Origin of the sequence: Gulosibacter sediminis (assembly GCF_023370115.1) — a bacterium.
Taxonomy (GTDB): Bacteria; Actinomycetota; Actinomycetes; order Actinomycetales; family Microbacteriaceae; genus Gulosibacter; species Gulosibacter sediminis_A.
On record NZ_CP097160.1, the window covers coordinates 1,312,405 to 1,335,587 of the forward strand.

General features: G+C 66.2%; 19 protein-coding genes, 1 tRNA gene, 1 other RNA gene and 1 pseudogene. 12 read left to right on the forward strand and 10 right to left on the reverse strand.

Annotated features, from left to right (window positions below; translation table 11 throughout):
* Nucleotides 1-47: 47 nt before the first annotated feature.
* Both M3M28_RS06020 and aceE read right to left on the reverse strand, forming a co-directional pair.
* Nucleotides 48-1,259: a PucR family transcriptional regulator gene (locus M3M28_RS06020; RefSeq protein ID WP_249387904.1), complete on the reverse strand. Its 1,212-nt coding sequence runs from the start codon at nt 1,257-1,259 to the stop codon at nt 48-50.
* 18 nt (nt 1,260-1,277) lie between these two features.
* Nucleotides 1,278-4,007, reverse strand: coding sequence for a pyruvate dehydrogenase (acetyl-transferring), homodimeric type (gene aceE, locus M3M28_RS06025; RefSeq protein WP_249387905.1), 2,730 nt, complete (start codon nt 4,005-4,007; stop codon nt 1,278-1,280).
* Between the two features lie 230 nt (nt 4,008-4,237).
* Here aceE and M3M28_RS06030 point away from each other — a divergent pair, with 230 nt between their 5' ends.
* The 3 genes from M3M28_RS06030 to M3M28_RS06040 all read left to right on the forward strand — a co-directional run bounded on the left by M3M28_RS06030 (nt 4,238) and on the right by M3M28_RS06040 (nt 5,611).
* Nucleotides 4,238-4,642 (forward strand): redoxin domain-containing protein, encoded by a 405-nt coding sequence (locus M3M28_RS06030; protein ID WP_249387906.1) that lies wholly within the window; start codon nt 4,238-4,240, stop codon nt 4,640-4,642.
* 20 nt (nt 4,643-4,662) lie between these two features.
* Nucleotides 4,663-4,736: transfer RNA gene (locus M3M28_RS06035), tRNA-Val, on the forward strand.
* An 83-nt stretch (nt 4,737-4,819) separates the two neighbouring features.
* Nucleotides 4,820-5,611 (forward strand): alpha/beta fold hydrolase, encoded by a 792-nt coding sequence (locus M3M28_RS06040; RefSeq protein ID WP_249387907.1) that lies wholly within the window; start codon nt 4,820-4,822, stop codon nt 5,609-5,611.
* 113 nt (nt 5,612-5,724) lie between these two features.
* On the opposite strand, the gene M3M28_RS06045 is transcribed toward M3M28_RS06040, so the two are convergent.
* Both M3M28_RS06045 and M3M28_RS06050 read right to left on the reverse strand, forming a co-directional pair.
* A complete protein-coding gene (locus tag M3M28_RS06045; RefSeq protein ID WP_349305347.1) occupies nt 5,725-6,132 on the reverse strand; it encodes a 3-methyl-2-oxobutanoate hydroxymethyltransferase in 408 nt (135 codons plus the stop codon).
* A gap of 43 nt (nt 6,133-6,175) precedes the next feature.
* Entirely contained in the window at nt 6,176-7,033 is an 858-nt protein-coding gene (locus M3M28_RS06050; protein ID WP_249387908.1) for an aldo/keto reductase, read from the reverse strand.
* 291 nt (nt 7,034-7,324) lie between these two features.
* Here M3M28_RS06050 and M3M28_RS06055 point away from each other — a divergent pair.
* Nucleotides 7,325-7,849, forward strand: a pseudogene (locus M3M28_RS06055) (MmyB family transcriptional regulator).
* A 53-nt stretch (nt 7,850-7,902) separates the two neighbouring features.
* Nucleotides 7,903-10,788: an aminotransferase gene (locus tag M3M28_RS06060; RefSeq protein ID WP_249387909.1), complete on the forward strand. Its 2,886-nt coding sequence runs from the start codon at nt 7,903-7,905 to the stop codon at nt 10,786-10,788.
* On the opposite strand, the gene M3M28_RS06065 is transcribed toward M3M28_RS06060, so the two are convergent.
* The 3 genes from M3M28_RS06065 to M3M28_RS06075 all read right to left on the reverse strand — a co-directional run bounded on the left by M3M28_RS06065 (nt 10,785) and on the right by M3M28_RS06075 (nt 13,600).
* Complete coding sequence (locus M3M28_RS06065) at nt 10,785-12,209, reverse strand: APC family permease (protein ID WP_431193863.1); 1,425 nt, start codon at nt 12,207-12,209, stop codon at nt 10,785-10,787. The two genes, M3M28_RS06060 and M3M28_RS06065, sit on opposite strands and share 4 nt — an antisense overlap.
* A 330-nt stretch (nt 12,210-12,539) precedes the next feature.
* Nucleotides 12,540-13,106, reverse strand: coding sequence for an adenine phosphoribosyltransferase (locus tag M3M28_RS06070; protein ID WP_431193864.1), 567 nt, complete (start codon nt 13,104-13,106; stop codon nt 12,540-12,542).
* 2 nt (nt 13,107-13,108) lie between these two features.
* Complete coding sequence (locus M3M28_RS06075; RefSeq protein ID WP_249387910.1) at nt 13,109-13,600, reverse strand: PH domain-containing protein; 492 nt, start codon at nt 13,598-13,600, stop codon at nt 13,109-13,111.
* 44 nt (nt 13,601-13,644) lie between these two features.
* Between M3M28_RS06075 and M3M28_RS06080 the strand changes: the two genes are divergently transcribed.
* The 4 genes from M3M28_RS06080 to rnpB all read left to right on the forward strand — a co-directional run bounded on the left by M3M28_RS06080 (nt 13,645) and on the right by rnpB (nt 16,074).
* Nucleotides 13,645-14,499 (forward strand): Nif3-like dinuclear metal center hexameric protein, encoded by an 855-nt coding sequence (locus M3M28_RS06080; protein WP_249387911.1) that lies wholly within the window; start codon nt 13,645-13,647, stop codon nt 14,497-14,499.
* Between the two features lie 6 nt (nt 14,500-14,505).
* Nucleotides 14,506-15,240 carry a zinc ribbon domain-containing protein gene (locus M3M28_RS06085; RefSeq protein WP_249387912.1) on the forward strand — a complete coding sequence of 245 codons (735 nt, stop codon included), beginning with the start codon at nt 14,506-14,508 and terminating at the stop codon, nt 15,238-15,240.
* Nucleotides 15,240-15,692, forward strand: coding sequence for a reverse transcriptase-like protein (locus M3M28_RS06090; RefSeq protein ID WP_249387913.1), 453 nt, complete (start codon nt 15,240-15,242; stop codon nt 15,690-15,692). Before M3M28_RS06085 ends, M3M28_RS06090 begins: the two co-directional genes overlap by 1 nt.
* 33 nt (nt 15,693-15,725) lie before the next feature.
* Nucleotides 15,726-16,074: RNase P RNA component class A (gene rnpB / locus M3M28_RS06095), an RNA gene on the forward strand.
* A 9-nt stretch (nt 16,075-16,083) separates the two neighbouring features.
* Here rnpB and ppgK read toward each other — a convergent pair.
* Entirely contained in the window at nt 16,084-16,869 is a 786-nt protein-coding gene (gene ppgK / locus M3M28_RS06100; RefSeq protein WP_249387914.1) for a polyphosphate--glucose phosphotransferase, read from the reverse strand.
* Nucleotides 16,870-16,913: 44 nt separating this feature from the next.
* Nucleotides 16,914-17,795: a type I methionyl aminopeptidase gene (gene map, locus M3M28_RS06105; protein WP_249387915.1), complete on the reverse strand. Its 882-nt coding sequence runs from the start codon at nt 17,793-17,795 to the stop codon at nt 16,914-16,916.
* Between the two features lie 12 nt (nt 17,796-17,807).
* Here map and M3M28_RS06110 point away from each other — a divergent pair, with 12 nt between their 5' ends.
* Entirely contained in the window at nt 17,808-17,996 is a 189-nt protein-coding gene (locus tag M3M28_RS06110) for an SPOR domain-containing protein (RefSeq protein WP_125105981.1), read from the forward strand.
* 18 nt (nt 17,997-18,014) lie between these two features.
* Here the strand turns inward: M3M28_RS06110 and panB are convergent, their stop codons facing one another.
* Nucleotides 18,015-18,827, reverse strand: coding sequence for a 3-methyl-2-oxobutanoate hydroxymethyltransferase (gene panB / locus M3M28_RS06115; RefSeq protein WP_249387916.1), 813 nt, complete (start codon nt 18,825-18,827; stop codon nt 18,015-18,017).
* Between the two features lie 53 nt (nt 18,828-18,880).
* Between panB and M3M28_RS06120 the strand changes: the two genes are divergently transcribed.
* Nucleotides 18,881-20,212 carry a glutamine synthetase family protein gene (locus M3M28_RS06120; protein ID WP_249387917.1) on the forward strand — a complete coding sequence of 444 codons (1,332 nt, stop codon included), beginning with the start codon at nt 18,881-18,883 and terminating at the stop codon, nt 20,210-20,212.
* A 3-nt stretch (nt 20,213-20,215) separates the two neighbouring features.
* Nucleotides 20,216-23,179, forward strand: coding sequence for a bifunctional [glutamine synthetase] adenylyltransferase/[glutamine synthetase]-adenylyl-L-tyrosine phosphorylase (locus tag M3M28_RS06125; protein WP_249387918.1), 2,964 nt, complete (start codon nt 20,216-20,218; stop codon nt 23,177-23,179).
* Nucleotides 23,180-23,183 lie beyond the last annotated feature (4 nt).

The following is a 23,183-nucleotide window of genomic DNA, read 5'->3' on the forward strand; positions in this document are numbered from 1 at the left end:
CTGCGTTTCTTCGGGTATTCGAATGCGGGAAGTGGCTGCGGACCACGCTAGCGGGAACGCTTTGTCGGCTTCGGGGTGGCGCGCCCGTCATTAGAGTTTGAATCGGCGATACGGCCGAGGATCAGGGCAGATTGGAGGATCACGGCCTCGCGTGCGCCGGTCGCGTCCCAGCCAATGACCTCGCTAATGCGCTTGAGGCGGTAGCGCACGGTGTTCGGATGCACGAACAGCTCGCGGGCGGTGGCCTCGAGCGATCGACCGTTGTCGAGATAGCACCAGAGAGTCGTGAGGAGGTCGGACTGGTGGTCGGCCAGCGGTAGGTAGACGCGCTGCACGAGTGCTTGCCGCGCAAGCGGGTCGCCCGCGAGGGCGCGCTCGGGCAACAGATCGTCGGCGAGGATGGGCCGCTCACTACGTCGGTACGCGCCGGCCACCGAGAAGGCGGCAAGCGCGGCGCGGGCGCTCATCGCGGCCTTGACCACGTTGGGCACCTCGGGACCAAGCACGAGCCGGCCCTCGCCGAACCCACCTTCGAGCAACTGCGAAATCTCGAGGAAGCTGATCGGCGGCTCCTCGAACTCGTCGCTCGGCTTCGCCCGACCAATGACAAGCACGAGGCGGTTGCCCTGCACACCAACGAGGAGGTCGGTCTGGTTGTGCCGCGCCGTGCGACGCAATTGGTCGACCTCGAGCACCTTCGGGGTCGTGCCGACTAGCACGGCCACCTCACCATGGCCGCTCCAGCCGAGGGCGGCGATGCGGCTCGGCAGCTCGGAGTCGTGCTCCCCCGTGAGGATCGAGTCGACAACGAGCGCCTCGAGGCGCGCATCCCACAAGCCACGCTGTTCGGCGGCACGGGCATAGACCTCGGCCGCTGCGAAGGCCATGTCGCGCGAATACCGCAACACGCCCTCGCGGATCTGGGGTGAGGCGTTGGCAACTCGCTCCTCAAAAACGTCGACGACGACGTGGATGAGCTGCAGCGTCTGTTGCAGGCTCACCGAGCGCAGGAGCTCGCGCGGGGCCGTGTCGAACACGTCCCGCGCGACCCACGGCGCTCCGCCATCGTCCTCGAACCACGACACGATCGCGGAGATGCCCGACTGCGCCACCATGCCGACCGCGCTACGGCGGCCGGGCGGCATGTCAGAGAACCAGGGGAGCGTGAGCTCCATCCGGCGCAGCACCGTGGTGGCAAGGTCACCGGTGATGCTGCGCAGCCAGGCGATCTCGCGATCTTTGTCGTAGTTCGGCGTCATGAGGCGCGGGTGTGCTTCCTAGGCTTCGCCACCCGCCGAGCCGGACTCGCCGGCCGCCGGGTTATTGAGGTCGTAGCGGTCGATGGCCGTCTGCACGACGTTCGCGTCAACCTCGCCGCGGCGAGCGAGCTCCGAGAGCGTGCGGACCACGATCGAGTGTGCATCGATCTTGTAGAAGCGACGGGCGGCAGCACGGGTGTCCGAGATACCGAAGCCGTCGGCTCCGAGCGTCGCGTAGTCACCGGGGACGAACTCGCGCACCATGTCAGGCAGCTGGTGGTTGAAGTCGCTCACGCCGAGGAAGACACCCTCGGAGCTCTGTAGCTTGTCGCGGAGGTACGGGACGCGAGCTTCCTCGGACGGCTTGGTCCAGTTGTGCTCGTTTGCCTCGAGACCGTCGCGGCGCAGCTCCTGCCAGCTGGTGACTGACCAGACGTGGGCGCGGACGCCCCACTCCTCGGCGAGGATCTGCTGCGCGTGGAGCGCCCAAGGCACGGCCACGCCCGAGGCGAGGAGCTGGGCCTGCGGGCCCTGCTCGAGCTCGGGAGCGCGCAGGTAATAGATGCCCTTCACGACGCCCTCGACGTCGAGGTGTTCGGGCTCCGCCGGCTGCGCCATCGGCTCGTTGTACATCGTGATGTAGTACATGACGTCGGGGTCCGGGTGGTTTCCGCCGTACATGCGCTCGATACCGGCACGCATGATGTGACCGATCTCGTAGACGTAGGCGGGGTCGTACGACACGACGGCAGGGTTGGTGCTCGCGATGATGTGCGAGTGGCCATCCATGTGCTGCAGGCCCTCACCCGTGAGGGTGGTGCGGCCCGCCGTGGCGCCGAGAATGAAGCCGCGAGCGAGCGAGTCGCCTGCTGCCCAGAAACCGTCGCCCGTGCGCTGGAAGCCGAACATCGAGTAGAAGATGTACATCGGCACCATGAGTTCACCGTGCACCGAGTGCGAGGTGCCGACGGCGGTCATCGACGCGACCGCACCGGCCTCGTTAATGCCGACGTGCATGAGCTGACCCTGCGGCGACTCGCGGTAGGCGAGCAGCAGTTCGCGGTCGACCGCGGTGTATTGCTGGCCGTGCGGGTTGTAGATCTTCGCGGTCGGGAAGAACGCGTCGAGACCGAAGGTACGGGCCTCGTCGGGAATGATCGGCACGATGCGCTTGCCGAACTCGCCCGAACGCATGAGGTCCTTGAGCAGGCGCACGAAGCCCATCGTCGTCGCGACGGGCTGGTTGCCCGAGCCCTTCTTCGCGATCGCGTAGGTCTTCTCCTCGGGGAGGTCGATCTGCGTGTACTTCGAGCGACGCTCGGGCACGAAGCCACCGAGCTCGCGGCGTCGCTCGAGCATGTACTGCAGGGCCGGGTCGGAGTCATCCGGCTTGTAGTAGGGGATGCTGTAGAGGTCAGCCTCGAGGTCCTTGTCGGCGATCGGGATCTGCAGCGTGTCGCGGAACTTCTTCAGGTCTTCGAGCGTGAGCTTCTTCATCTGGTGGGTCGCGTTGCGGCCCTCGAAGTGCGTGCCGAGACCGTAGCCCTTGACGGTGTGCGCGAGGATGACCGTCGGCTGGCCCTTGTGCTCGAGCGCGGCCTTGTACGCGGCGTAGACCTTGCGGTAGTCGTGACCACCGCGCTTGAGGCCCCAAATGTCGTCGTCGCTGAGGTTCTCGACAAGCTTGAGGGCTTCGGGGTCGCGGCCAAAGAAGTTGTCGCGCACGTACTTGCCCGACTCAGCCTTGTAGGTTTGGAAGTCACCGTCGGGGGTTTCGTTCATGAGGCGCAGGAGCGCACCCTCGCTGTCGCGGGCGAGCAGGTCGTCCCACTCACGGCCCCAGACGACCTTGATGACGTTCCAGCCAGCGCCGCGGAAGAACGACTCGAGCTCCTGCACGATCTTGCCGTTACCGCGCACCGGGCCGTCGAGACGCTGCAGGTTGCAGTTCACGACGAAGGTGAGGTTGTCGAGCTCGTAGTTGGCCGCGATCTGCAGCTGGCCGCGCGACTCCGGCTCATCCATCTCGCCGTCGCCGAGGAACGCCCACACGTGCGACCCCGAGGCGTCCTTGATGCCGCGGTTGGTGAGGTACTTGTTGTACTGCGCCTGCCAGATCGCGTTCATCGGGCCAAGACCCATCGACACGGTCGGGAACTGCCAGAAGTCCGGCATGAGGCGCGGGTGCGGATACGAGCTCAGGCCGTTCGGGGCCTTCGAGGCCTCCTGACGGAAGCTGTTGAGGTTGTCTTCAGTGAGGCGACCCTCGAGGTAGGCGCGCGCGTAGTTACCGGGCGCAGCGTGACCCTGGAAGTAGACCTGGTCGGGGCCGGCCGGGTGGTCGTAGCTCTTGAAGAAGTGGTTGAGGCCGACCTCGTAGAGAGTCGACTGCGCCGCGTAGGACGAGATGTGGCCGCCGACGCCGATGTGCGCCTTCTGCGAATTCTGCACCGTGATGGCCGCGTTCCAGCGAATCCAGCGGCGGTAGGTGCGCTCGATCGACTCGTCACCGGGGAACTCCGGCTCATCTTCCGGCGCGATCGTGTTGATGTAGTCCGTCACCGGGTGCATCGGCACGCCCAGGTGCTGTTCGCGCGAGCGCTGGAGCAGCGCCAGCATGACCTCGCGGGCACGCTGATGGCCCCGTTCGCCAATTACCGCGTCGAGAGATTCTTTCCATTCCGCAGTTTCCTGCGGGTCGGTGTCGACGTAGTCCTCGGAATACGGGTCGGAGATGTGGAGTGCCACGTTGACCTCTTTCGTTGTCAGGAAGCGCGGTGCTAGACGCCGCATCGGGTTGCGATGTTGCGCCACCACAACAGCCTAGCGACTTCCGACAATGAATTTGTGCGCTTGGTTGATGATTCGTCCAGTTCAGATCACGTGCAGTATGTGCTGCCACGCTGTAGTGCGTGGAACCGACTCATACTGTTTCCGGCGACCAGCCGGTCACCGCACCGACGCATCGCGGTGACCGTGTGACCGTGCTCGGCCCGGGCTCGCCGCGCCTGCTCGTCTTCGTTCCTGGAGCCTTCACGCCGTTGTGCTCGGGCGAGATTCGTGAGCTCGGCGAACTTGCCGTTCGGGCAGAACAGTTGGGTGTGCAGGTCTATGCTGTGTCGTGCGATAGCCCCGCGACGCTGGCTGCGTGGCTGGCTGCGGAAGATGCATCCGGTCGAATTATCGGCGTGTCGGATCACTGGCCGCACGGATCGTTGGCGTCGATCCTAGGCTCGTTCGACGAACACGCGGGCACGGCGCTGCGGCGCAGCTGGGCAATTCGCGCCGACGGCACTCGCGTGCTCGTCGCCGGCACGTCCGCGGGGGAGTCGCGCGAGCTGCACGATCACTTGCGGGGCATTGAATGGGCGGGCGCCGAGTAGCCGCTATAGTTGTTCGCTGCGGGCCTGTAGCTCAGTTGGTTAGAGCATCTGGTTTACACCCAGAGGGTCGGGGGTTCGAGTCCCTCCGGGCCCACGTAAGAAATTGAGAAGCAAGGCCGTGGCATCCGCGGCCTTGCTTCTCTTCATTTCCGCCACGATTCGCACCGAGGTAGCTCCATGACGACCCACCACCGCGAAGGCTTTGCCCCCACCGACGATGGTGCCGAGGTGTCTTGGACGAGTCACGGCGAGGGCCCCGCGCTCTTGCTTCTCTCGGGCCAGGGCAGCACCCATCGAGGCTGGTTGCACGTCGTGCCAACACTCGCGGAACGCCACCGCGTGGTGCTCTATGACCACCGCGGCGTCGGCCGCAGCACTATGGGAGACCGGGGGCGGTACACGACTCGCTCGTTCGCGCTCGATGCCCTCGCCGTCCTTGACGCCGTCGGCGTCGAGCGAGCGGATGTCTATGGACATTCGATGGGCGGCAGGGTCGCGCAATGGCTCGCGATCGATCACCCCGGGCGTGTCGACAGACTGGTACTCGCAAGCACCACGGGTGGCGACCGACTCTATGCCGAACGTGACCCGGCCGCGAACCGCGCGCTTGCCTCGGGCGATGCCGGGCGGATGGCACCGTTCTTCTTCACCGAGCCGTTCCGCGGTAGCTTCCCCGACGTGGTCGACGATTTCTTCGCTCGCGACTCGAGCATTTCGGTGCGCCGGGCGCACTTCGAGGCCAGCCGCGGCCATGACGCGTGGGATGATCTACAGCGCATCGCGGCGCCGACGCTCGTGCTGCACGGCGCGGACGACCCGGTAACCCAGGCCGCGAGCGCGCGCGAACTTGCCCAGCGCATCCCGCATGCCGAGTTGCAGCTCATTCCCGGTCAGCTGCACTGCCCGCACCTGGAGTCAGCGGCGGCGCAGGACCTCGTCGAGGCCTTCCTGCACGCCGATACCAAGTAGGCGGGCGCACAGTTCGACGGCTATCACGCCTCTTCGCAGCGCAGCCTAGGACCATTTCTCCCTCCAATACGCCTCGCGGGGCGCGATGACTTTGACGTGGGCCTAGCGCGAGCTCACAACGAATGCTCCGCCGCCGGGAACTCGCCGGTTTCGACGTCGCCGGCGAACGATCGTGCCGCATCGAGCAGCGCCCCGTTGAGGTCGGCGTACTGCTTCACGAAGCGCGGCATGCGGCCCGTGCGCAGGCCCGCCGTGTCTTGCCAGACGAGCACCTGCGCGTCGCATCCGTTGCCGGCGGCGATCCCGACGGTCGGGATGCGCACGGCCTCGGTAATGCGCGCGCCAACTTCGGCGGGCACCATCTCGATGAGCAGGCCAGGCGCACCCGCGCGCTCGAATTCGCGTGCCGTCTCGACCAGGCGGTCGGCGGCTTCGCCGCGCCCTTCCGAACGGAAGGTCTGCGAGGATGAGGGGCCGCGTGGTGGAGCGGGCCACAGCCCGTACGAGGGGGATAAGCTCATCCACCGTGACGGGCAACGAATCGACATCTGAGTTGTTTGGCGGCTACTTGCCGCTGTAGACGGGGAATCCGCTGTGCTCGCCGTAGTCGAGCTCCGAGAGCGAGCGAAGCATTGCCATGTCGTCGTCCGAGATCACGAAGTCGACCTCCGCGTTCGAGCGCATGTGTTCGGGGTTCGCGGTCTTCGGCAGCGATACCGTGTCGAGCTGCAGGGTGTATCGGATGCAGAGCTGCGGCACCGTGACGCCGTACCGTTCGGCGACCTCGGCGACGTTTGCGTTGCCGAGCATCTTGCCGTGGGCGATGGGGGAGTAGGCCTCGATGACGATGCCCTTCGCCTGGCAGTACTCGATGAGCTCAGTCGGGGTGTTGCCGACGTGGGTAAGCACCTGGTTCACGTGCGGCACGACCGTGCCACCGGCGAGGATGTTCTCGAGGTCTGCCTCGAGGAAGTTCGAGACGCCAATCGCGCGAAGCTTGCCGGCCGCGTGTGCCTCCTCGAGCGCCCGCCATGCGGCGAGGTTGCCCTCCGAGTAGTCCCCGCCGCGGAAGTCGGCCCACGGCTGCGGGCTGTGGATCAGCATGAGGTCGATGTAGTCGAGACCAAGGGCACGCAGCGAGCCGTCGATCGCGGCGATCGCCTCGCCGTAGTCCTTGATTTCGGCGGCGAGCTTCGTCGAGACGAACAGCACGCCGCGTTCGACGCCGGCGGTGCGCACGCCCTCGCCGACGCCGTGCTCGTTGCCGTAGGCCTGGGCGGTGTCGATGTTGCGGTAGCCGATCTCGACCGCGTCGCGAACGGCCTGCGCCGCCTTGTCGTCGTCGATGAACCAGGTGCCGAGACCCAGCTTGGGAATCTCGAGGCCGTTGCGCAGCTTGTATGTATCGGTAAGTGCAGTCATGAGGATGCTCCGTTCTCGTGCTCTCTTGATAGCTCCAATCGTGGTGAGTGCGCCGCACGCCAACAAGCGGAGGAAGCGTTCCTGGGACACTTTTGTCCCCCGCATAACCGCGGCCCGAGTGGGAGAATCTCGGCATGCGTGGAACAGCGAAAATGAACGAGCTCGGCACATTTCTGCGTGCCCACCGAGGCCGTCTCTCGCCCCGCGACGACGCCACGGCGAACGGCGCAGAAGGTGCAGCCGCAGCTCCGGCGCGTGCTCGACGACCTCTCGACGGTGCCCGCCATCGTCATGGGGCGACGGATGGACGTGCTGGGTTGGAACCGCCTCGTGGCACGGATGATGGTCGACTACTCGGAAATCCCCGAATCCCAGCGCAACTACATTCGACTCCTCTTCACGCATCCCGCGATGCGCGCCCTCTACGCCGACTGGGACTCGGTCGCCGTCACGGCGGTCTCGCAATTGCGGATGGAGGCCGCGCGGTAGCCGGAAGATCCGCGCCTCGCAAAGCTCGTCGGCGAGCTCTCGATGCAGGATCCGCAGTTCAGCAACTGGTGGGCCGCACGAAGCGTCGCGACGCTCTCGACCGGGCGCAAGACGCTCATCCACCCCGAGGTGGGGGAGCTCGTGCTCGACTGGGACACGCTCGTCAAGGCCGACGACGCCGAGCAGTCGCTGGTCGTGTGGACCGCCGAACCCGGCAGCCCGAGCCACGAAGGCCTCCAACGACTTGCCCAGCTCGCCGAACCCGGCAGCCCGAGCCACGAAGGCCTCCAACGACTTGCCCAGCTCGCCGAACCCGCCGCGAACTAGCCGGCCCCATACCACGCCGAAGTCTTCTCGGCTCTGATGAGTAGCATCCAGCTATGCCTACATCCCCCTGGGAACGCGCCCGGCCAGCCATTGACGCCGACGCGGCACGCGCACTGCTCAGGGACATTTACGGACTCGACGGCCGGCTCGACGAGCTCGGCAGCCAGCAGGATCGCAACTACCTCGTTGCCCAGAGCGATGGCACCAAGTGCGTCCTCAAGGTCGACCATCCCGCCACGACGCCCGAGCAGCTCGCAGCCCAGGAACTCGCGATCGGCCAGGTTGCCGCGGCTGGCCTCGAGGTGCCTCAGTTGCTGCTCAGCCGCGAGGGCCGCACCGCGACGCAGCTCACTGACGGCCCAGCCCAGGGCGCGCACGTGCGTCTCATGACTTACCTCGCCGGAGGCACGCTCGCGGAGCACGATGCCTTCGGCGAACTCGAGGCGCGGGTGCTCGGCGAGGCGGCCGGGCGCGTGGCGGCAGCCCTGGTCGAGCTCGAGCATCCGGGTTGTGCGCACGAGATTCAGTGGGACCTGCGGCGAGGACTCGAGGTGGTGGCCGAACTGATCGGCGACGTACGCGACGAGGCGCACCGCGCGACAATCAACGAGGCCATGACTCTGGTGTCGCCCGTGCTCGAAGACGTGGCGGGGCAACTGCCGGTGCAGCCGATCCACGGCGACCTCACCGACGACAACGTGGTTGGCACCGACACCGGCCCGGGCATCATCGACTTCGGTGACGTCGGCGACGGCTGGCGCATCGCCGAACTCGCCGTGGCAATCGCCTCAGTGCTGCAACGCACCGGCTCGTTCGCGCACGCCGTCGCCGCGCTCAACGAATATGCGCGGCACCGCGACGTGACCGATGCCGAGCTCCACGCCCTCTGGCCGCTTGTCATTTTGCGGGGCGCCGTACTCGTGGTGAGCGGCGAAAACCAGCTGCGCATCGACGAGGGAAACGAGTACGCCAGCGCGCGCATGGAATCCGAGTGGCGCGTGCTCGAGACGGCGCTCGCCACCCCCCTCGAGGTGGCCGAGGCGCAGTTCCGGCTCGCGCTCGGGCGGCCGCACCGCGCTGAGCTCGAGTACGCACCGGTGTTCGTCGGCGTCGAGCGGATGCGCGTGGTCGCGTTGAATGCCGAAGCACCCGTCTTCGACCGGGGCGCGTGGCTCGTCTCAGGCACCGTTGACCGCGAGCTCGAAGCGTCGCTCGAGACGGCCGAACTCGTCGCGACGCGCTATGCCGAATGGCGACTCGACGTTGCATCGGCCCCCGCGCCCGAGGCACCCGAGAACTGCGCGCTCTTCGTCGAGGTCATTGCCGCAACGAGCGCTACGGTGTTCGCGCCATTCGCCGGCGTCGTCGACGTGCTCGACGCCGAGACGATCGACCTCAGCGACGGCGTGATCCGCGCCCGGTTCCGCGGCGTCCACGGCGCCGTCGCCGGCTCGGTGGCGGCCGGTGCCGCGCTCGGCGCCCTCGCCACCGAGATCGATGGAACGCCCCGCGTGCGCGTCCAGCTCATCAACGGCCGAGACGACGCGACGATCGACTGGGCGAGCACCGACAATGCCGGCGAACGCGCAGCGCTGCGGCCAGACCCATCCGCCCTCCTGGGCATTGCCGCGGCCCCGAGTCCGGTTCGCCAGTTGCGGCAGGAACGCCGCCGCCGTGCCCTCGCCCTCGGCCGCGCAAGCGAGCGGTTCTGGGACGAACCGCCCGTGATTGTGCGGGGCTGGGGGAGCTACCTCATCGACCACACGGCGCGGCCGCTCCTCGACCTCGTGAATAACGTGGCCGAGCTCGGGCACAGCCACCCGCGCATCACCGAGGTCGCCGCGCGGGCCCTCGAAACTCTCAACACGAACTCGAGGTTCCTCTACGGCGCCTATGCCGACTTCGCCGAGCGGCTCGTCGAACGCGCGAACCGTGCCTGGCCGGGCGAATTCGACGTGGCGGTGCCCGTGAACAGCGGGTCCGAAGCGGTCGATCTCGCGCTGCGCATGGCGAGGGTGTTCACGAAGCGACGCGGCGTCATCGTGCCGCGCGAGGCTTATCACGGCTGGACGCTGGCCTCAGACGCGATCAGCACGTCGACCTTCGACAATCCGGCGGCCGAGGACTCTCGGCCCGACTGGGTGCACCTCGTCGAGGCGCCGAATGCCTACCGCGGCTCGCACCGCGGTGAGGGTGCCGCCGACGGCTATCTCACCGAAATAGAACGGCTGCTTGGCAACGCCCCCGAGCCCATCGCGGCGTTCATCACCGAGTCAGTGCTCGGCAATGCGGGCGGCGTGATTCCGCCCGAGGGCTACCTCCGCCGCGCCTTCGCGGCCATTCGCGAGCACGGCGGCGTCGCGATCGCCGACGAGGTGCAGGTCGGCTACGGCCGCCTCGGCAGCCACTTCTGGGGTGCCGAACTCGCCGGAGCGCGCCCTGACATCATCACCGTCGCGAAGGCCGCCGGCAACGGTTTCCCTCTCGGCGCGGTCATTACCCGCCGCGAGCTGCTCGACGCGCTCGCCGACGAGGGGATGTTCTTCTCCTCCGCCGCGGGCAGCCCGCTCAGCAGCGCGGTCGGAGCGACGGTGCTCGACCTCGTCGACAAGGAGCGCGTGATGGAGCGAGCCGCGCGCGTCGGAACTCGGTTTACGGAGCTCATGCGCGACCTCCAGACGCGTCACGCGTGGATCGGCGAGGTGCACGGCAGTGGCCTCTACCAGGGCGTCGAGCTTGTGCGCGACCGCGAAACCCGCGAACCCGCGACCGAAGAGACTGCGCGGCTCTGCGAACGGATGCTGCGCCACGGCATGATCGTGCAGCCCGCGAGCGAACGCCAGAACGTACTGAAGTTCAAGCCGCCCACAACTATCACAGAGTTCGACGTCGAGGCCTTTGCTCAGGCACTCGACGTCGAACTTGCGAGATTGGGCTAGTTACGGTCGTTGACGGGCTCGAGCTCGCCGTCGTCGTCGCCGACTCCCTCGGGGATCTTGTTGAAGCCGGTGACGGGCTGGGCCTCGTCGAAGCCGACGACCTTCTTGCGGAAGCCGCCCGTGATCACCGCGAGGTAGATCAGGCCCAGCGCGAGCCAGATACCGCCGCCGATCAGCGCCTCAATGTGCAGGTTCAACCAGAGCAGCACGGTCAGCGCAAGGCCGATTCCCGGCATCACGATGTACTTGAAGATGTCGCCCGGCGTCTTGCGCAGGCCCTTTCGCCAAGCGAAGTAGGCGATCACCGAAGCGTTCACAAAGCTAAAGGCGATGAGCGCGCCGAAGTTGATGAAGGCCGAGATGAGTTCGAGTGAGAACTCAATGGCCAACAGCGAGACGATACCGACCAACACGACGTTGAACACGGGCGTGTGGCTCTTCGCGTTGATGCGACCGAACCACTTGCGCGGGAAGACGTTGTTGCGGCCCATGACGAGCAACATGCGCGACACCGAGGCGTGCGAAGCGAGGCCAGACGCGAGCGTCGCCGTGAAGCCCGCGGCGACGAAGATGACCTGGAAGACCTGCCCGCCGATGATCAGACCGATCTGGGGGAGCGGGTCATCGGTGAACTCCCCGAACGGGGTGTTGTCGGGGAATCGCAGCTGAGCGAAGTAGCTCGCGACGAAGAAGATTGCACCGCCCAGAATCACGGTGAGCAGAATTGCTCGCGGCATCGTCTTCGAATCGCGCGCCTCCTCGGCGTACATCGTGATCGCGTCGAAGCCAATGAAGCTAAAGCAGACGACCGTCGCCGCCATGAGCAGCGATTGCGAATCGAGTCCCTCGTGCACAAACGGGCGGCTGCTGACGAGCGTGCCCATACCCTCGCCAGCGAGCACCTGCTGAATGACCAGGCCGATGAAGACAAGAATGACAATGACCGCAAAAATCAGCAGCAGCGCGTTGAAGTTTGAGGTACCGCGCATGCTCGTGGCGACGAGCGCAGTGACACCGATGCAATAGAGCACGACCCAAATCCAGGCGGGCACCGTCGGGAACATCTGTTCCATGTAGAGCCGAATAATCAGGGCATTTACCATCGGCAGCAGCAGGTAATCGAGCAACGAAGTCCACCCGACCATAAAGCCCAGGTTCGGATGCATCGATTCACGAACGTAGGTGTACGCCGAGCCAGCGCTGGGGATGGCACCGGCCATTTTGCCATAACTGATGGCGGTAAAGACCATCACAATCAGTGCGACAAGATAGGCCATTGGCACGGTGCCGTCGGTAATTTCCGACACGATACCGAAGGTGTCGAATACAACAGTGGGGGTCATATATCCGAGGCCGAGGCCGACGATGGCCCACATCCCCAGGTTGCGACGCAAGGTTCCTTGTTGGTGAACAGCGGTCATTGGCGGATCCTTTAAACAGGGACTCTGGGAGTCAGGAACGTCTCCGCGAACACACGGATTGGCAGAACTCTAATGGAGGTTTGGCCACATTTGTACGTTTAAAAACGATATTCATCGGTCATGACGCGGCCGGCTCCCGTGCGAGCACGGCGGTGGGCGCAGTGCGGTCCGTCATGGCGGATCTCTCCCGTGAGATCGGGGGAACGCCACGATGTGTTGCGGCTCACAAACGTCGTCGAAAGTGCTTTTCCGCTGGTGTTCAGAGTGTGCGACGTCCCGTCATCCTCTGTACATACTCGCACGCTGCCCGCCAACCACCGCAAAAGTCGGCTAAAAGACCTCGACGCTGTGCAGCGACTCGCCCTCGAGCCGCGGCCGACCCGCAAGCTCGGCCAGCTCGATCAACGCGCCGACACCTGCGACCTCGTACCCGAGATCACGCACGAGCGCGCAGCTTGCCGCGAGCGTACCTCCGGTGGCGAGCACGTCATCCAGAATCAGGATGCGCGTGCCCGGCGCGACATCACGCTGCATTTCGATCGTGGCTGAGCCGTACTCGAGGTCGTACGAGCGGGATGCGGCGGGCTTTGGCAGCTTGCCGGCCTTGCGAATCGGCACGAGGCCGCAGCCGACTCGGGCGGCGACTGCTCCGGCGATCAGGAAGCCGCGAGCCTCGACACCGGCGACGACGTCATAGGTTCCGTTGAACGGTGCCACGAGCGCGCGCAGCACCACGTCGAACGCGTGTGGTTGCGCGAACAGCGGCAACACATCGCGAAACAGCACACCCGGTTCGGGATAGTCGGGGATGCTCCGCACCTGGCGCAGCGCGGCCGCAAGTTCGGCCGGGGTGGGGGCGACAACGTGTGCCGGCGTCGCCAAATTGGCCTGCGTCACGTCTATTCGCCCTGGCCGATGCGGTGCAGTAGCTCGGTCATGCGTACGTGCACGTGCTCGATGTTCGGGATGTCATCGAGCCGAAGGGGATTGTCGGCCGAAGTCTCGAGCACGAGCGTGCCACAGCGGAAAATGCGGTCGATGAACGACCGCTCGTACGCGACGTTCGAGATGCTCCGCAAGGGGATGTCGTGGCCCCGCTTGTTGAAAATACCGGTGCGAGTGATCACTCGACGGTCAGTGATCGAGTAGGTCGTGGTCAACCACTTGAGCCAAGGCACGAGCGCAACGGGAATCAGCACGACAACGCAAACGCCCCAAATGATGTAGCTGCCAATCGGCTGCGCTTCCGCAGGCAGGAGCACGGTGCCGACGATCGCTGCCACCAACACGAGCAGGCCCAGGAGTAGCCAGCCGAGGATGCGCTTAATGTGGGTCCGAAGATGGAAGACGACGTGCTCATTTTCACCGAGCAGGCGTTGCGGGATTCCCATGTCGCCAGCGTACTCGCCGCGACCGCCGACGCTACGCTCGACACATGACGAGCTTGCGCCAATTGCAGTCCACCCTTGACGCGCTGTTTCCCGAGACCGACGCAGAGCCCTGGGATGCGGTGGGTCCCGCCGCAGGTGACCCCGGCGCCGAGGTGACGCGAGTGCTGCTCGCTGTCGACCCGGTCGCCGCAACGGTCGATGAAGCGCTCGAATTTGGCGCGCAGCTGCTCGTGACGCACCACCCGCTGGTGCTGCGCGGTATCACGAGCCTGCGCGAGGACCGCTACAAGGGCGCGCTGCTTGCGAGGCTCATCCGTGGCGGATGCGCGCTCCACACCGCGCACACGAACGCCGATGTCGTCGAGACCGGCCCGACCGGCACCATCTTTGATCGTCTCGGCGTCAACGCCGATGGCCGCCAGCCGATCGAGCCCCTCGCGAACCGCCCAGAGCGCGGCATCGGCCTCGTCGGCGAGTTCGCCGAACCCATCTCGCTGCGCGACTTCGCCGAAAGAGTCGCCGACGTCATGCCGCCCACGGCCGGGGGAGTCCGCGTCGCCGGCGACCCTGAGCAGCCGGTGCGCCGCGTCGCGTGCTGCTCGGGCGCGGGCGACAGCCTGCTCGCGCATCCGCTCGTCACCAGCGCCGACGTCTATCTCACCTCTGACCTTCGCCATCACCCGGCCTCCGAGGCCCGCGAACAGGCGTTCGTCGGCGGCGGCCCCGCGCTCGTCGATGTCGCGCACTTCGCGAGCGAGTGGCTCTGGCTCGGCGGCCTCGCCGAACGGCTGCGCGCCGCCCACCCCGAGCTTGAGGTGCGCGTTTCGACCCGCAACACCGACCCCTGGACGTGGCAGATTCCGCAGGGCACGAAGCCAGCCTCGAGTCAGGGAGAATAGAGAACTATGAAGGCCTCACAACAGCACCAGCTGCGCCTGCTCGAATTGGCCAATCTTGATGCCAAACGTGGCCGGCTCCAGCACACCGCAAAGCACATTCCCGAACAGCTCAGCCTGGAGAAGATCGAGGCCGAGCGCCGCGAGCGCCGGGCCGCCGCGGCCCAGGCGCTCGGCGACCTCGAGGATGCGCAGGCACAGTTGCGCCGCGTCGAGTCCGACGTGCAGACCGTTGTGCAGCGCCAGCACGCCGACGAGGCCCGCCTCGAGAAGGCGGCGACGAGCAAGGAAATCACCGCGTTCGAGACCGAGATCGCCGCGCTCAAGCGCCGTCGCGATCGCCTTGAGGGCGAGCAGCTCGAGCTCGAAGAGCAGGTCGAGAGCCTCACCGCGACCTACGATGCCCGGCACGACGAGATGCGCACCCTCGAGGCGGAGGCGAGCGACCTGCTCGAACGCCGCGACCTCGCGCGCGTGAACCTGCAGGCCGAGGCGAAGGAACTGGGCACGGCCCGCCGCCTGCTGCTCGACGGCATCCCTGCCGAGCTCGTCGCCCTCTACGAGGACGTGCGCGGCAAGGTTGGCATCGGCGCGGCCGAACTCGTGGGCAACGTGTCGATGGCGTCGAATGAGACGCTCGAGGTCGTCGACATGGCGAACGTGCGTCGTGCGGCCGCCGACGAGGTGCTGTTCTGCCCGATGACGGGCGCGATTCTCGTGCGCACCGAACGGTCGGACGTCTGATGGCGCGCAACCTCATCGTTGAGGCCGACGGTGGCTCCCGCGGCAACCCTGGGCCGGCGGGTTCGGGCTCGGTCATCATCGACGCCGACACCGGCGAGATCCTCGAAACCATCCCGCGTTCGCTCGGCGTCTGCACGAACAACGTTGCCGAGTACACCGGGCTCGTACTCGGGCTCGAAGCCGCTTACCGCATCGACCCGGAGGCGCGACTCGAGGTGCGCATGGACTCGAAGCTCGTCGTCGAACAGATGTCGGGCCGTTGGAAGATCAAGCACCCCGACATGCAGAAGCTCGCCGCCATCGCCCGCGACCTCATCGGCACGCGACCGGTGAACTTCAAGTGGGTGCCCCGCGCGCAGAACTCACGGGCGGATGCGGCGGCGAACGTCGCGATGGATCACCCGGCCGATTACCAGGGGCCGAACCCGCTCGCGGGCGACTCGTTGTTCTGACCCGCTTGGCCCGCGGTAGAATCGTCGGATGAGTGGGCCGGCCAGACGGTCACGTGCCGCATCATGCGGTCCGAGGAACGTCCGGGCTCCACAGAGCAGGACGGTGGGTAACGCCCACCCGGGGTAACCCGCGAGACAGTGCCACAGAAAGCAAACCGCCCGCAAGGGTAAGGGTGAAAGGGTGGGGTAAGAGCCCACCGGGGGAGCGGTGACGTTCCCCGCACGGTAAACCTCGTCCGGAGCAAGGCCAACAGGAAACGTCGACGCGGCTCGCCGAGTTTCCGGGTGTGCTGCTAGAGCGCCGCGGTAACGCGGCGCCGAGATAGATGGCCGTCGGGGAGTTCGCTCCTCACAGAACCCGGCGTACCGGCCGACCCACTCATCCTCTTGGCTAATCCCAGCCCTCTTGCGCGAGCAGCGCGGCGCCAACAATGCCCGCGTTGTTCGTCAGTTCGGCTGCGTCGATGCGCGTCTGGATCGCGATGTGCGGCAGGAAGTCGGCCGCCTGCTTCGAGATTCCGCCCGAGACGATGAACAAATCGGGCGAGAATAGCTGCTCGAGCTTCGCAAAGTACGGTGTAAGCCGCTCGGTCGCCCACTCCTCGAGTGGCACGTCTTCGCGCTCGCGCACCTTCGCCGAGGCGTACTTCTCGTAGTCGTCGTGGTCGCCCACCGAGAGGTGACCGAGCTCGGTGTTCGGCACGAGTTTGCCGTTGTGAATGAGCGCCGAGCCGATGCCCGTGCCGAGAGTGATCACGAGCAGCGAGCCACGAGGGTCCTTCGCGTGGCCAAACTTTGCTTCGCCGTAGCCCGCCGCATCCGCGTCGTTGACGAGCGACACCGGCTGGCCGAGGTGTTCCGAGAACGCGGCCGCCGCGTCGAAGCCAATCCACTCGTCGGCGATGTTCGCGGCCGAGTACGCAACGCCGCGGCGCACGACCGACGGCATGCACATGCCGATGGGGTAGTCGCCGCCCTTCGCCTCGTCCTGCGCGAGAATCTTGTCGCGCAGTTCCGCGACGGCCGACAGCACGGCGTCGATCGGGGCGCCCTCCGGGGTCTTGACCTTCTGTCGCTCGCCAACGAGCTTGCCCTTATTGAGGTTGACGAGCCCACCCTTGATCCCAGTGCCGCCAATGTCAATGCCGATCGCGACCGGCGCGTGCTTCTTTGCCATGGGGAATAGCCTACGCAGAGAACTCGACGCGAAAGCCGTATTTCTTAGAGTTGCGACGGTGGCAGCGTGAGAATTTCCGGGCCGTCTTCGCGCACCACGATGGTGTGCTCGAATTGCGCGCACCGCGATCCATCGCGCGTGACGACCGTCCAGTCGTCGTCCCACTGCTCCCAGTCCTGCGAGCCCGTCACGAGCATCGGCTCGACGGTGAAAATCATGCCCGCCTGAATCACATCGGTGAAGCGGTCGGTGTCGTAGTGGGGGATGATCAGGCCGGAGTGGAACGAGCGGCCCACGCCGTGGCCCGTGTAGTCGCGTACCGACTCATAGCCGAAGCGGTTCGCGTACTTTTCGATGACTCGACCGATCACATTGACCTCGCGGCCCGGCTTCGCCGCCTTGATGCCACGCATGGTGGCCTCGTACGTGCGCTCGACAAGCAGGCGCGACTCGTCGTCGACGTCGCCAACGAGGTACATGCGGTTGGTGTCGCCGTGCATGCCCTCGACATACGCGGTGATGTCGATGTTGAGAATGTCGCCGTCTTCGAGCACGGTGTCGTCGGGGATGCCGTGGCAGATGCATTCATTGAGCGAGGTGCAGATCGACTTCATGAAGCCACGGTAGCCAAGCGTCGACGGGTACGCGTTGTGGCGCACGAGGAAGTCGTGGGCGAGTTCGTCGAGGCGCTCGTGGGTGGTACCCGGCACAACGAAGGGCTCGAGGTACTCCAGCGCCGCGGCCGCGATCCGCGAGGCCTTGCGCACGCGGTCGATCTCTTCCTCGGTGTAGAGGTCGCCCGTGCCGTCGGGCTCGTTGGCCGTCTTCTTGCCGACGTACTCAGGACGCGGGATGCTCGCGGGAACCTTGCGTTCGGGCGTAACGGTTCCGGGGATCAACAGACCGGTTTCAGAGTTTTTCGGCATATCGTCGAGTCTATGACGGAACAACAGCCCGAATTCTGGTTCAACACCCGCACCGGCGAAGTCGAGGAGGGCAAGCAGTCGATCTCATCCGAACGACTCGGTCCCTTCCCCACCCGCGAGGACGCGGCCCACGCAAACGACAAGCTCGCTGAGAACGCCCGCAAGTGGGCCGAAGAGGATGCTCGCGAAGACGAGGACTAACGCCGCGTTCCGCGCCAGTTAGTAGCTCTCGTCGGCGCTCGGGTAACTCTGGTCGTGCACATCGTTGATGAAGTTGCCGACCGCCTGCTCGAGCTGCTCAGCGAGGTTCGCGTACTTGCGCACGAACTTCGGGCTCCGGCCCGTCGTGTAACCGAACGCGTCGGTCCAGACCATCATCTGGCCGTCGCACTCGACGCCACCGCCGACGCTGATCGTCGGGATGTCGAGTGCGCGCGTCACGCGGCCAGCCACGTCGGTCGGCACCATCTCGATCACGACGGCGAAGGCGCCCGCCTCCTGCACCGCGAGGGCGTCGTCGAGCAACTGCTGCTCGGCGTCGCCGCGACCCTGAATCACGTGGCCGCCGAGATTGTGCTCCGACTGCGGAGTGAAGCCGATGTGGCCGAGCACCGGGATACCGGCCTCGGTGATGCGGCGAATCTGCTTGCGCATGCGCACGCCGCCCTCGAGCTTGACGCCGTGGGCACCGGCTTCCTTCATGAACCGCACGGCGGTCTGGAGGGCGTGCTCAGTCGACTCCTCGTAGCTGCCGAACGGCATGTCAGCGACGACGAAGGCGCGCTGCGTCGCCCGCGTCACCGAGCGGGTCATCGTGATGAGCTCGTCGACCGTAATGGGCAGGGTCGAGTCGTAGCCGAGGATCACGTTCGCGGCCGAGTCTCCAACGAGCAGGAGGTCAACTCCCGCACGGTCGAACACCGTGGCTGAGGGGGCGTCGTACGCGGTGAGACCGGTGATCTTGAGACCATCCGCCTTCGCCTTCGCAAAATGACGGGTTCGAACACGCTTCACTGGGGTCTGCTCCGACATGGTGGCCATCCTATCCCGCTCGTATTCGGCCCGCGGTCTCTATGCTCGTGAGTATGAGCCAGCAGCAGGATTACGTGCTCCAGACCATCGACGACAACGACATCAGGTTCGTGCGGCTGTGGTTTACGGATGTGTTGGGAACATTGAAGTCGGTCGCGCTAACGCCGGCCGAGGTCGAGGGTGCCTTCGCCGAGGGGGTCGGCTTCGACGGCTCGACGATTGAGGGGCTGACGCGGCGCACCGAGTCAGACATGCTCCTGCAGCCCGACCCTTCGACCTTCCAGCAACTCAGCTGGCACGGCGTCGAGCGCAGCGCCCGCATGTTCTGCGATCTGACGACGCCCGACGGCCAGCCCGCGCTCAGTGATCCACGCAATGTACTCCGCCGCACGCTCGAGCGAGCCGCTTCCCTTGGGTTCGACTGCTACGTGCATCCCGAGGTCGAGTTCTACGTGCTCAAAGAGATCGGCGTCGGGCCGAATGGCGTGCAGCCGATCGATAGCGCCGGCTATTTCGACAACATCTCGGGTGGCATCACGCACGCGTTCCGCGCCCGCACGGTGCGGCTGCTTGAGGAACTCGGGATCGCTGTCGAGTTCAGCCACCACGAAGGTGGACCGGGGCAGAACGAGATCGACCTACGCTACGCCGACGCGCTCACGATGGCCGACAACCTCATGACCTTCCGCACCGTCGTGCACGAGGTCGCCGCCGAGCACGGCGTGCACGCGACCTTCATGCCGAAGCCGTCGATCGACTGGCCTGGCTCGGGCATGCACACCCACATCTCGCTGTTCGAGGGCGAGACGAACGCGTTTTACGAGCCCGGCGCGCAACACCAGCTCTCGAAGACCGGCCGCCACTTCATCGCCGGCCTCCTTCGCCACGCACGCGAAATCGCCGCCGTGACGAACCAGTCGGTCAATTCCTACAAGCGGCTCTGGGGCGGCGACGAGGCGCCGAGCTACGTTTGCTGGGGACACAACAACTCGTCGGCGCTCGTGCGGGTGCCGACCTACAAGCCGAACAAGTCTCGCTCGGCACGGGTCGAGTACCGCGCCATCGACTCCTCCGCGAATCCCTACCTCTCGTTCGCCGTGCTCATCGAAGCCGGTTTGCGCGGCATCGAGGGAGAGTACGAGGTGCCGGAGGAGATCGACGGCGACCTGCGCGACCTTTCGATGCGTGAACGCCACGTGCTCGGGTACGACGACCTGCCCCACGACCTCGATGAGGCGCTCCTCATTGCCGAGCAGTCCGAGCTCGTCGCGAACACCCTGGGCGAGCAGTTGTTCGAGTTCTTCCTCGAGAACAAGCGCAACGAGTGGAAGGCCTTCCGTCGGCAGGTCACCGACTACGAGCTCCGCGAGGGGCTCGGGCTCTAGAGCATGCGCGAGGGCATTCGCACCCGAATTCTGCGGGCGGGTTTCCGAGATTCACAGGGCGCCGCCGAGATGCTCACCGAGCTCGGCGGTGTGCTCGACCTCGGCGACACGGTCGTGCTGTCGCTCTTCGAGCCGTTCGATCCCGAGCCCGAGGTCGCGTTGCGCGAGCTCATTTCGCTGTTCGAGCATCAGCCCGAGCTCGCCGCGGCCTGGCGGGATGACCTCACCAAGCTGCGCTCGGTGATCTCGCTGTTCGCGAGCTCAAGCCGCCTCGTCGAACTCGTGCGCCGACACCCCGACGTCGTTGACGAGGTGCATGCCGAGTCACACGAACTGCCGTCAACCTCGGGGATGCGCACCCGCATGCTTGATGCGGTGGCGGGCTTCGAGGGTGAAGACGCGACCGCGCGGCTGCGCTTGCGCTACCGCGTCGAGCTTGCGAAGATCGCCCTCTACGATTTGCGACTCCCGCAGCCGGCGGTATCGCTGCATCGCATCGGCGAAGCGCTCGCCGACCTCGCATCGGTCACCATCGACGTGGCCCTGATGCTCGCGCGAGACGAGCTCAGTGCACCGCCGAGCGGTTTCGGTCGCTTCCCCGCCGAAGAGGTCGACAACGTGCGCCTCGCCGTCATCGGCATGGGCAAGTGCGGCGCGCGCGAGCTCAACTACATCTCCGATATCGACGTCATGTTCGTCGCCGAGCCGGCCGCCGACAGCGAGCTCTCGGTGCCGAGGGCGATCGAGATCGCCACCCGGCTGGCCTCGACGATGATGCACATCCTGATGGACTACGCCGTCGAGCCACCGCTTTGGGAGGTCGACGCGAACCTTCGCCCCGAGGGTAAAGACGGCGCGCTCGTGCGCACGCTCGACAGCTACCTGAACTATTACCATCGGTGGGCCGAGAACTGGGAGTTCATGGCCTTGCTCAAGGCTCGCCCCATCGCGGGCGACCTCGACCTGGGCGAGCGCTTCGTCGATGCCGTGGCGCCCCTCGTGTGGAACGCGGGCGACCGCGACAACTTCGTGCTCGGCGTCCAGCGCATGCGCAAGCGCGTCATTGACCACATCCCGCGCTCTGAGGTGCAGCGCGAACTCAAGCTCGGACCGGGTGGCCTCCGCGACGTCGAGTTCCCGGTGCAGCTGTTGCAGATCGTGCACGGACAGGTCGACGAACACCTGCGAGTGCGGAGCACCCTCGACGCCATCAACGCGCTCACGGCCGAGGGCCACATCGGTCGTGACGATGCCGCCCAGTTCGCGAACGACTACCGCTTCCTGCGCCTCCTCGAACATCGTGTGCAGCTGCGCGACCTCAAGCGCACTCACCTTGTGCCTGACGATCCGGCCGCGCTGCGGGCTCTCGCGCGCGGCTCGCGCATCGGCAGCGTCGAGGTGCTCAAGCGCGAACTCGAGGAGGTTCGCCGGCGGGTGCGACAGTTGCACGAGAAGCTCTTCTTCAGGCCCCTCGTGACCGCCGCGGCTCACCTCAGCGCCGACCAGTTCCATCTCGCCGACGACCGCGTGCTCGTGCGCCTGCGTGCGATCGGCTACCGCGACCCGCGGGGTGCGCTCGGGCACATCCAAGCCCTCACGCAGGGCGTGTCTCGGCGTGCGACGATGCAGCGCAACCTGCTGCCGGTGCTGCTGGAGTGGCTCGCTGAGGGAACGAACCCCGACCAAGGTCTACTGGCGTTCCGCAAGCTGTCCGAGCAGAACGGCGAGGCCTCGTGGTACTTGCGGCTGCTGCGTGACTCAAACCTTGCTGCCCGCCGGCTCTGCGAAGTACTCGCCAACAGCGCGTTCTGCGCCACGTTCCTCGAACTCTTCCCCGAGGCGGTGAAGTGGCTCGATTCGGATGCGCAGCTCAAGCCACGCTCGCTCGAAGACCTCCAGGCGGAGTTCGTCGGCGCGCTGAAGCGTCATAACGATGACGTGCGGCTCGGGCGCATCCTGCGAGGCCTGCGGCGGCGTGAAATGCTGCGCCTCGCCCTCGCCGCCGTGCTCAGCGTCGACACGGTCGACGAAATTGCTGAGGGCCTCACCGTGATCGGCGAGTTCGCGATCGGCGGGGCGCTCGCCGCAGCACGTCAGATCGACGAGCGACACTACCCGCCGTTTGCGGTCATTGGTATGGGGCGATTCGGCGGTGCCGAACTTGGCTTCGGCAGCGACCTCGATGTGCTCTATGTGTATGGCACCGACGGCTTCGCGGGGGACAACCCCGCCGGAGCCGCGCGCACCCTCGTGCGTCGCGTGCAGGAGCTCCTCGAGGACGCCCGCCTGCCCATCGACCTGGATGCGGATCTCCGACCTGAGGGCAAGAGCGGCGAGCTCGTTCGGTCGCTCACTGCGTATCAGAACTATTACTCGAAGTGGTCGCTCGGCTGGGAGGCCCAGGCGCTGCTTCGCGCCCGCGGAGTCGCCGGCGACGACAGTCTCATTGCGGGCTTTACCGAGATTGCCGACGCCACTCGCTACCGTTCGTCGGGGCTCGCGTCGAAGGAACTCATTGAGATCCGCCGCATCAAAGCGCGGATGGAGGACGAACGGCTGCCTCGGGGCGTGGACCCGAAACGCCACCTCAAGCTCGGCCGCGGCTCGCTCAGCGACGTCGAGTGGCTCGTGCAGACGGTGCAGCTCGACCGCGGCCACGACATTCCGGAGCTGCGCACGACCTCGACCCTCTCAGCGCTGCAGGTCGCGAGCGAGCACGGCATCATCAACCATCAGGACGCGGTGACCCTGCGGGCGGCCTGGCATCTCGCGAGCCGGGTGCGCTCGGGCGTGCTGCTGTACTCGAACTCGCAGTCCGACGTGCTGCCGGGTGACCCGGTCGCCCTCGAGGGCGTCGCCCGACTGCTCGGCTACGAGCCGGGGAGCGGCGTCGAGCTCGAGAACGACTACCTCAACGCGACCCGGCGGGCGCGCGGCGTGTTCGAGCGCGTCTTCTACGGCGACTAGAGCT

Bases quoted from the DNA above. Each gene is read 5' to 3' on its own strand.
- M3M28_RS06020 (WP_249387904.1), bottom strand. From the start codon at position 1,259: ATGACGCCGAACTACGACAAAGATCGCGAGATCGCCTGGCTGCGCAGC.
- M3M28_RS06040 (WP_249387907.1), top strand. From the start codon at position 4,820: ATGACGACCCACCACCGCGAAGGCTTTGCCCCCACCGACGATGGTGCC.
- M3M28_RS06045 (WP_349305347.1), bottom strand. From the start codon at position 6,132: ATGAGCTTATCCCCCTCGTACGGGCTGTGGCCCGCTCCACCACGCGGC.
- M3M28_RS06050 (WP_249387908.1), bottom strand. From the start codon at position 7,033: ATGACTGCACTTACCGATACATACAAGCTGCGCAACGGCCTCGAGATT.
- M3M28_RS06060 (WP_249387909.1), top strand. From the start codon at position 7,903: ATGCCTACATCCCCCTGGGAACGCGCCCGGCCAGCCATTGACGCCGAC.
- M3M28_RS06065 (WP_431193863.1), bottom strand. From the start codon at position 12,209: ATGACCGCTGTTCACCAACAAGGAACCTTGCGTCGCAACCTGGGGATG.
- M3M28_RS06075 (WP_249387910.1), bottom strand. From the start codon at position 13,600: ATGGGAATCCCGCAACGCCTGCTCGGTGAAAATGAGCACGTCGTCTTC.
- M3M28_RS06080 (WP_249387911.1), top strand. From the start codon at position 13,645: ATGACGAGCTTGCGCCAATTGCAGTCCACCCTTGACGCGCTGTTTCCC.
- M3M28_RS06085 (WP_249387912.1), top strand. From the start codon at position 14,506: ATGAAGGCCTCACAACAGCACCAGCTGCGCCTGCTCGAATTGGCCAAT.
- M3M28_RS06090 (WP_249387913.1), top strand. From the start codon at position 15,240: ATGGCGCGCAACCTCATCGTTGAGGCCGACGGTGGCTCCCGCGGCAAC.
- ppgK (WP_249387914.1), bottom strand. From the start codon at position 16,869: ATGGCAAAGAAGCACGCGCCGGTCGCGATCGGCATTGACATTGGCGGC.
- map (WP_249387915.1), bottom strand. From the start codon at position 17,795: ATGCCGAAAAACTCTGAAACCGGTCTGTTGATCCCCGGAACCGTTACG.
- M3M28_RS06110 (WP_125105981.1), top strand. From the start codon at position 17,808: ATGACGGAACAACAGCCCGAATTCTGGTTCAACACCCGCACCGGCGAA.
- panB (WP_249387916.1), bottom strand. From the start codon at position 18,827: ATGTCGGAGCAGACCCCAGTGAAGCGTGTTCGAACCCGTCATTTTGCG.
- M3M28_RS06120 (WP_249387917.1), top strand. From the start codon at position 18,881: ATGAGCCAGCAGCAGGATTACGTGCTCCAGACCATCGACGACAACGAC.
- M3M28_RS06125 (WP_249387918.1), top strand. From the start codon at position 20,216: ATGCGCGAGGGCATTCGCACCCGAATTCTGCGGGCGGGTTTCCGAGAT.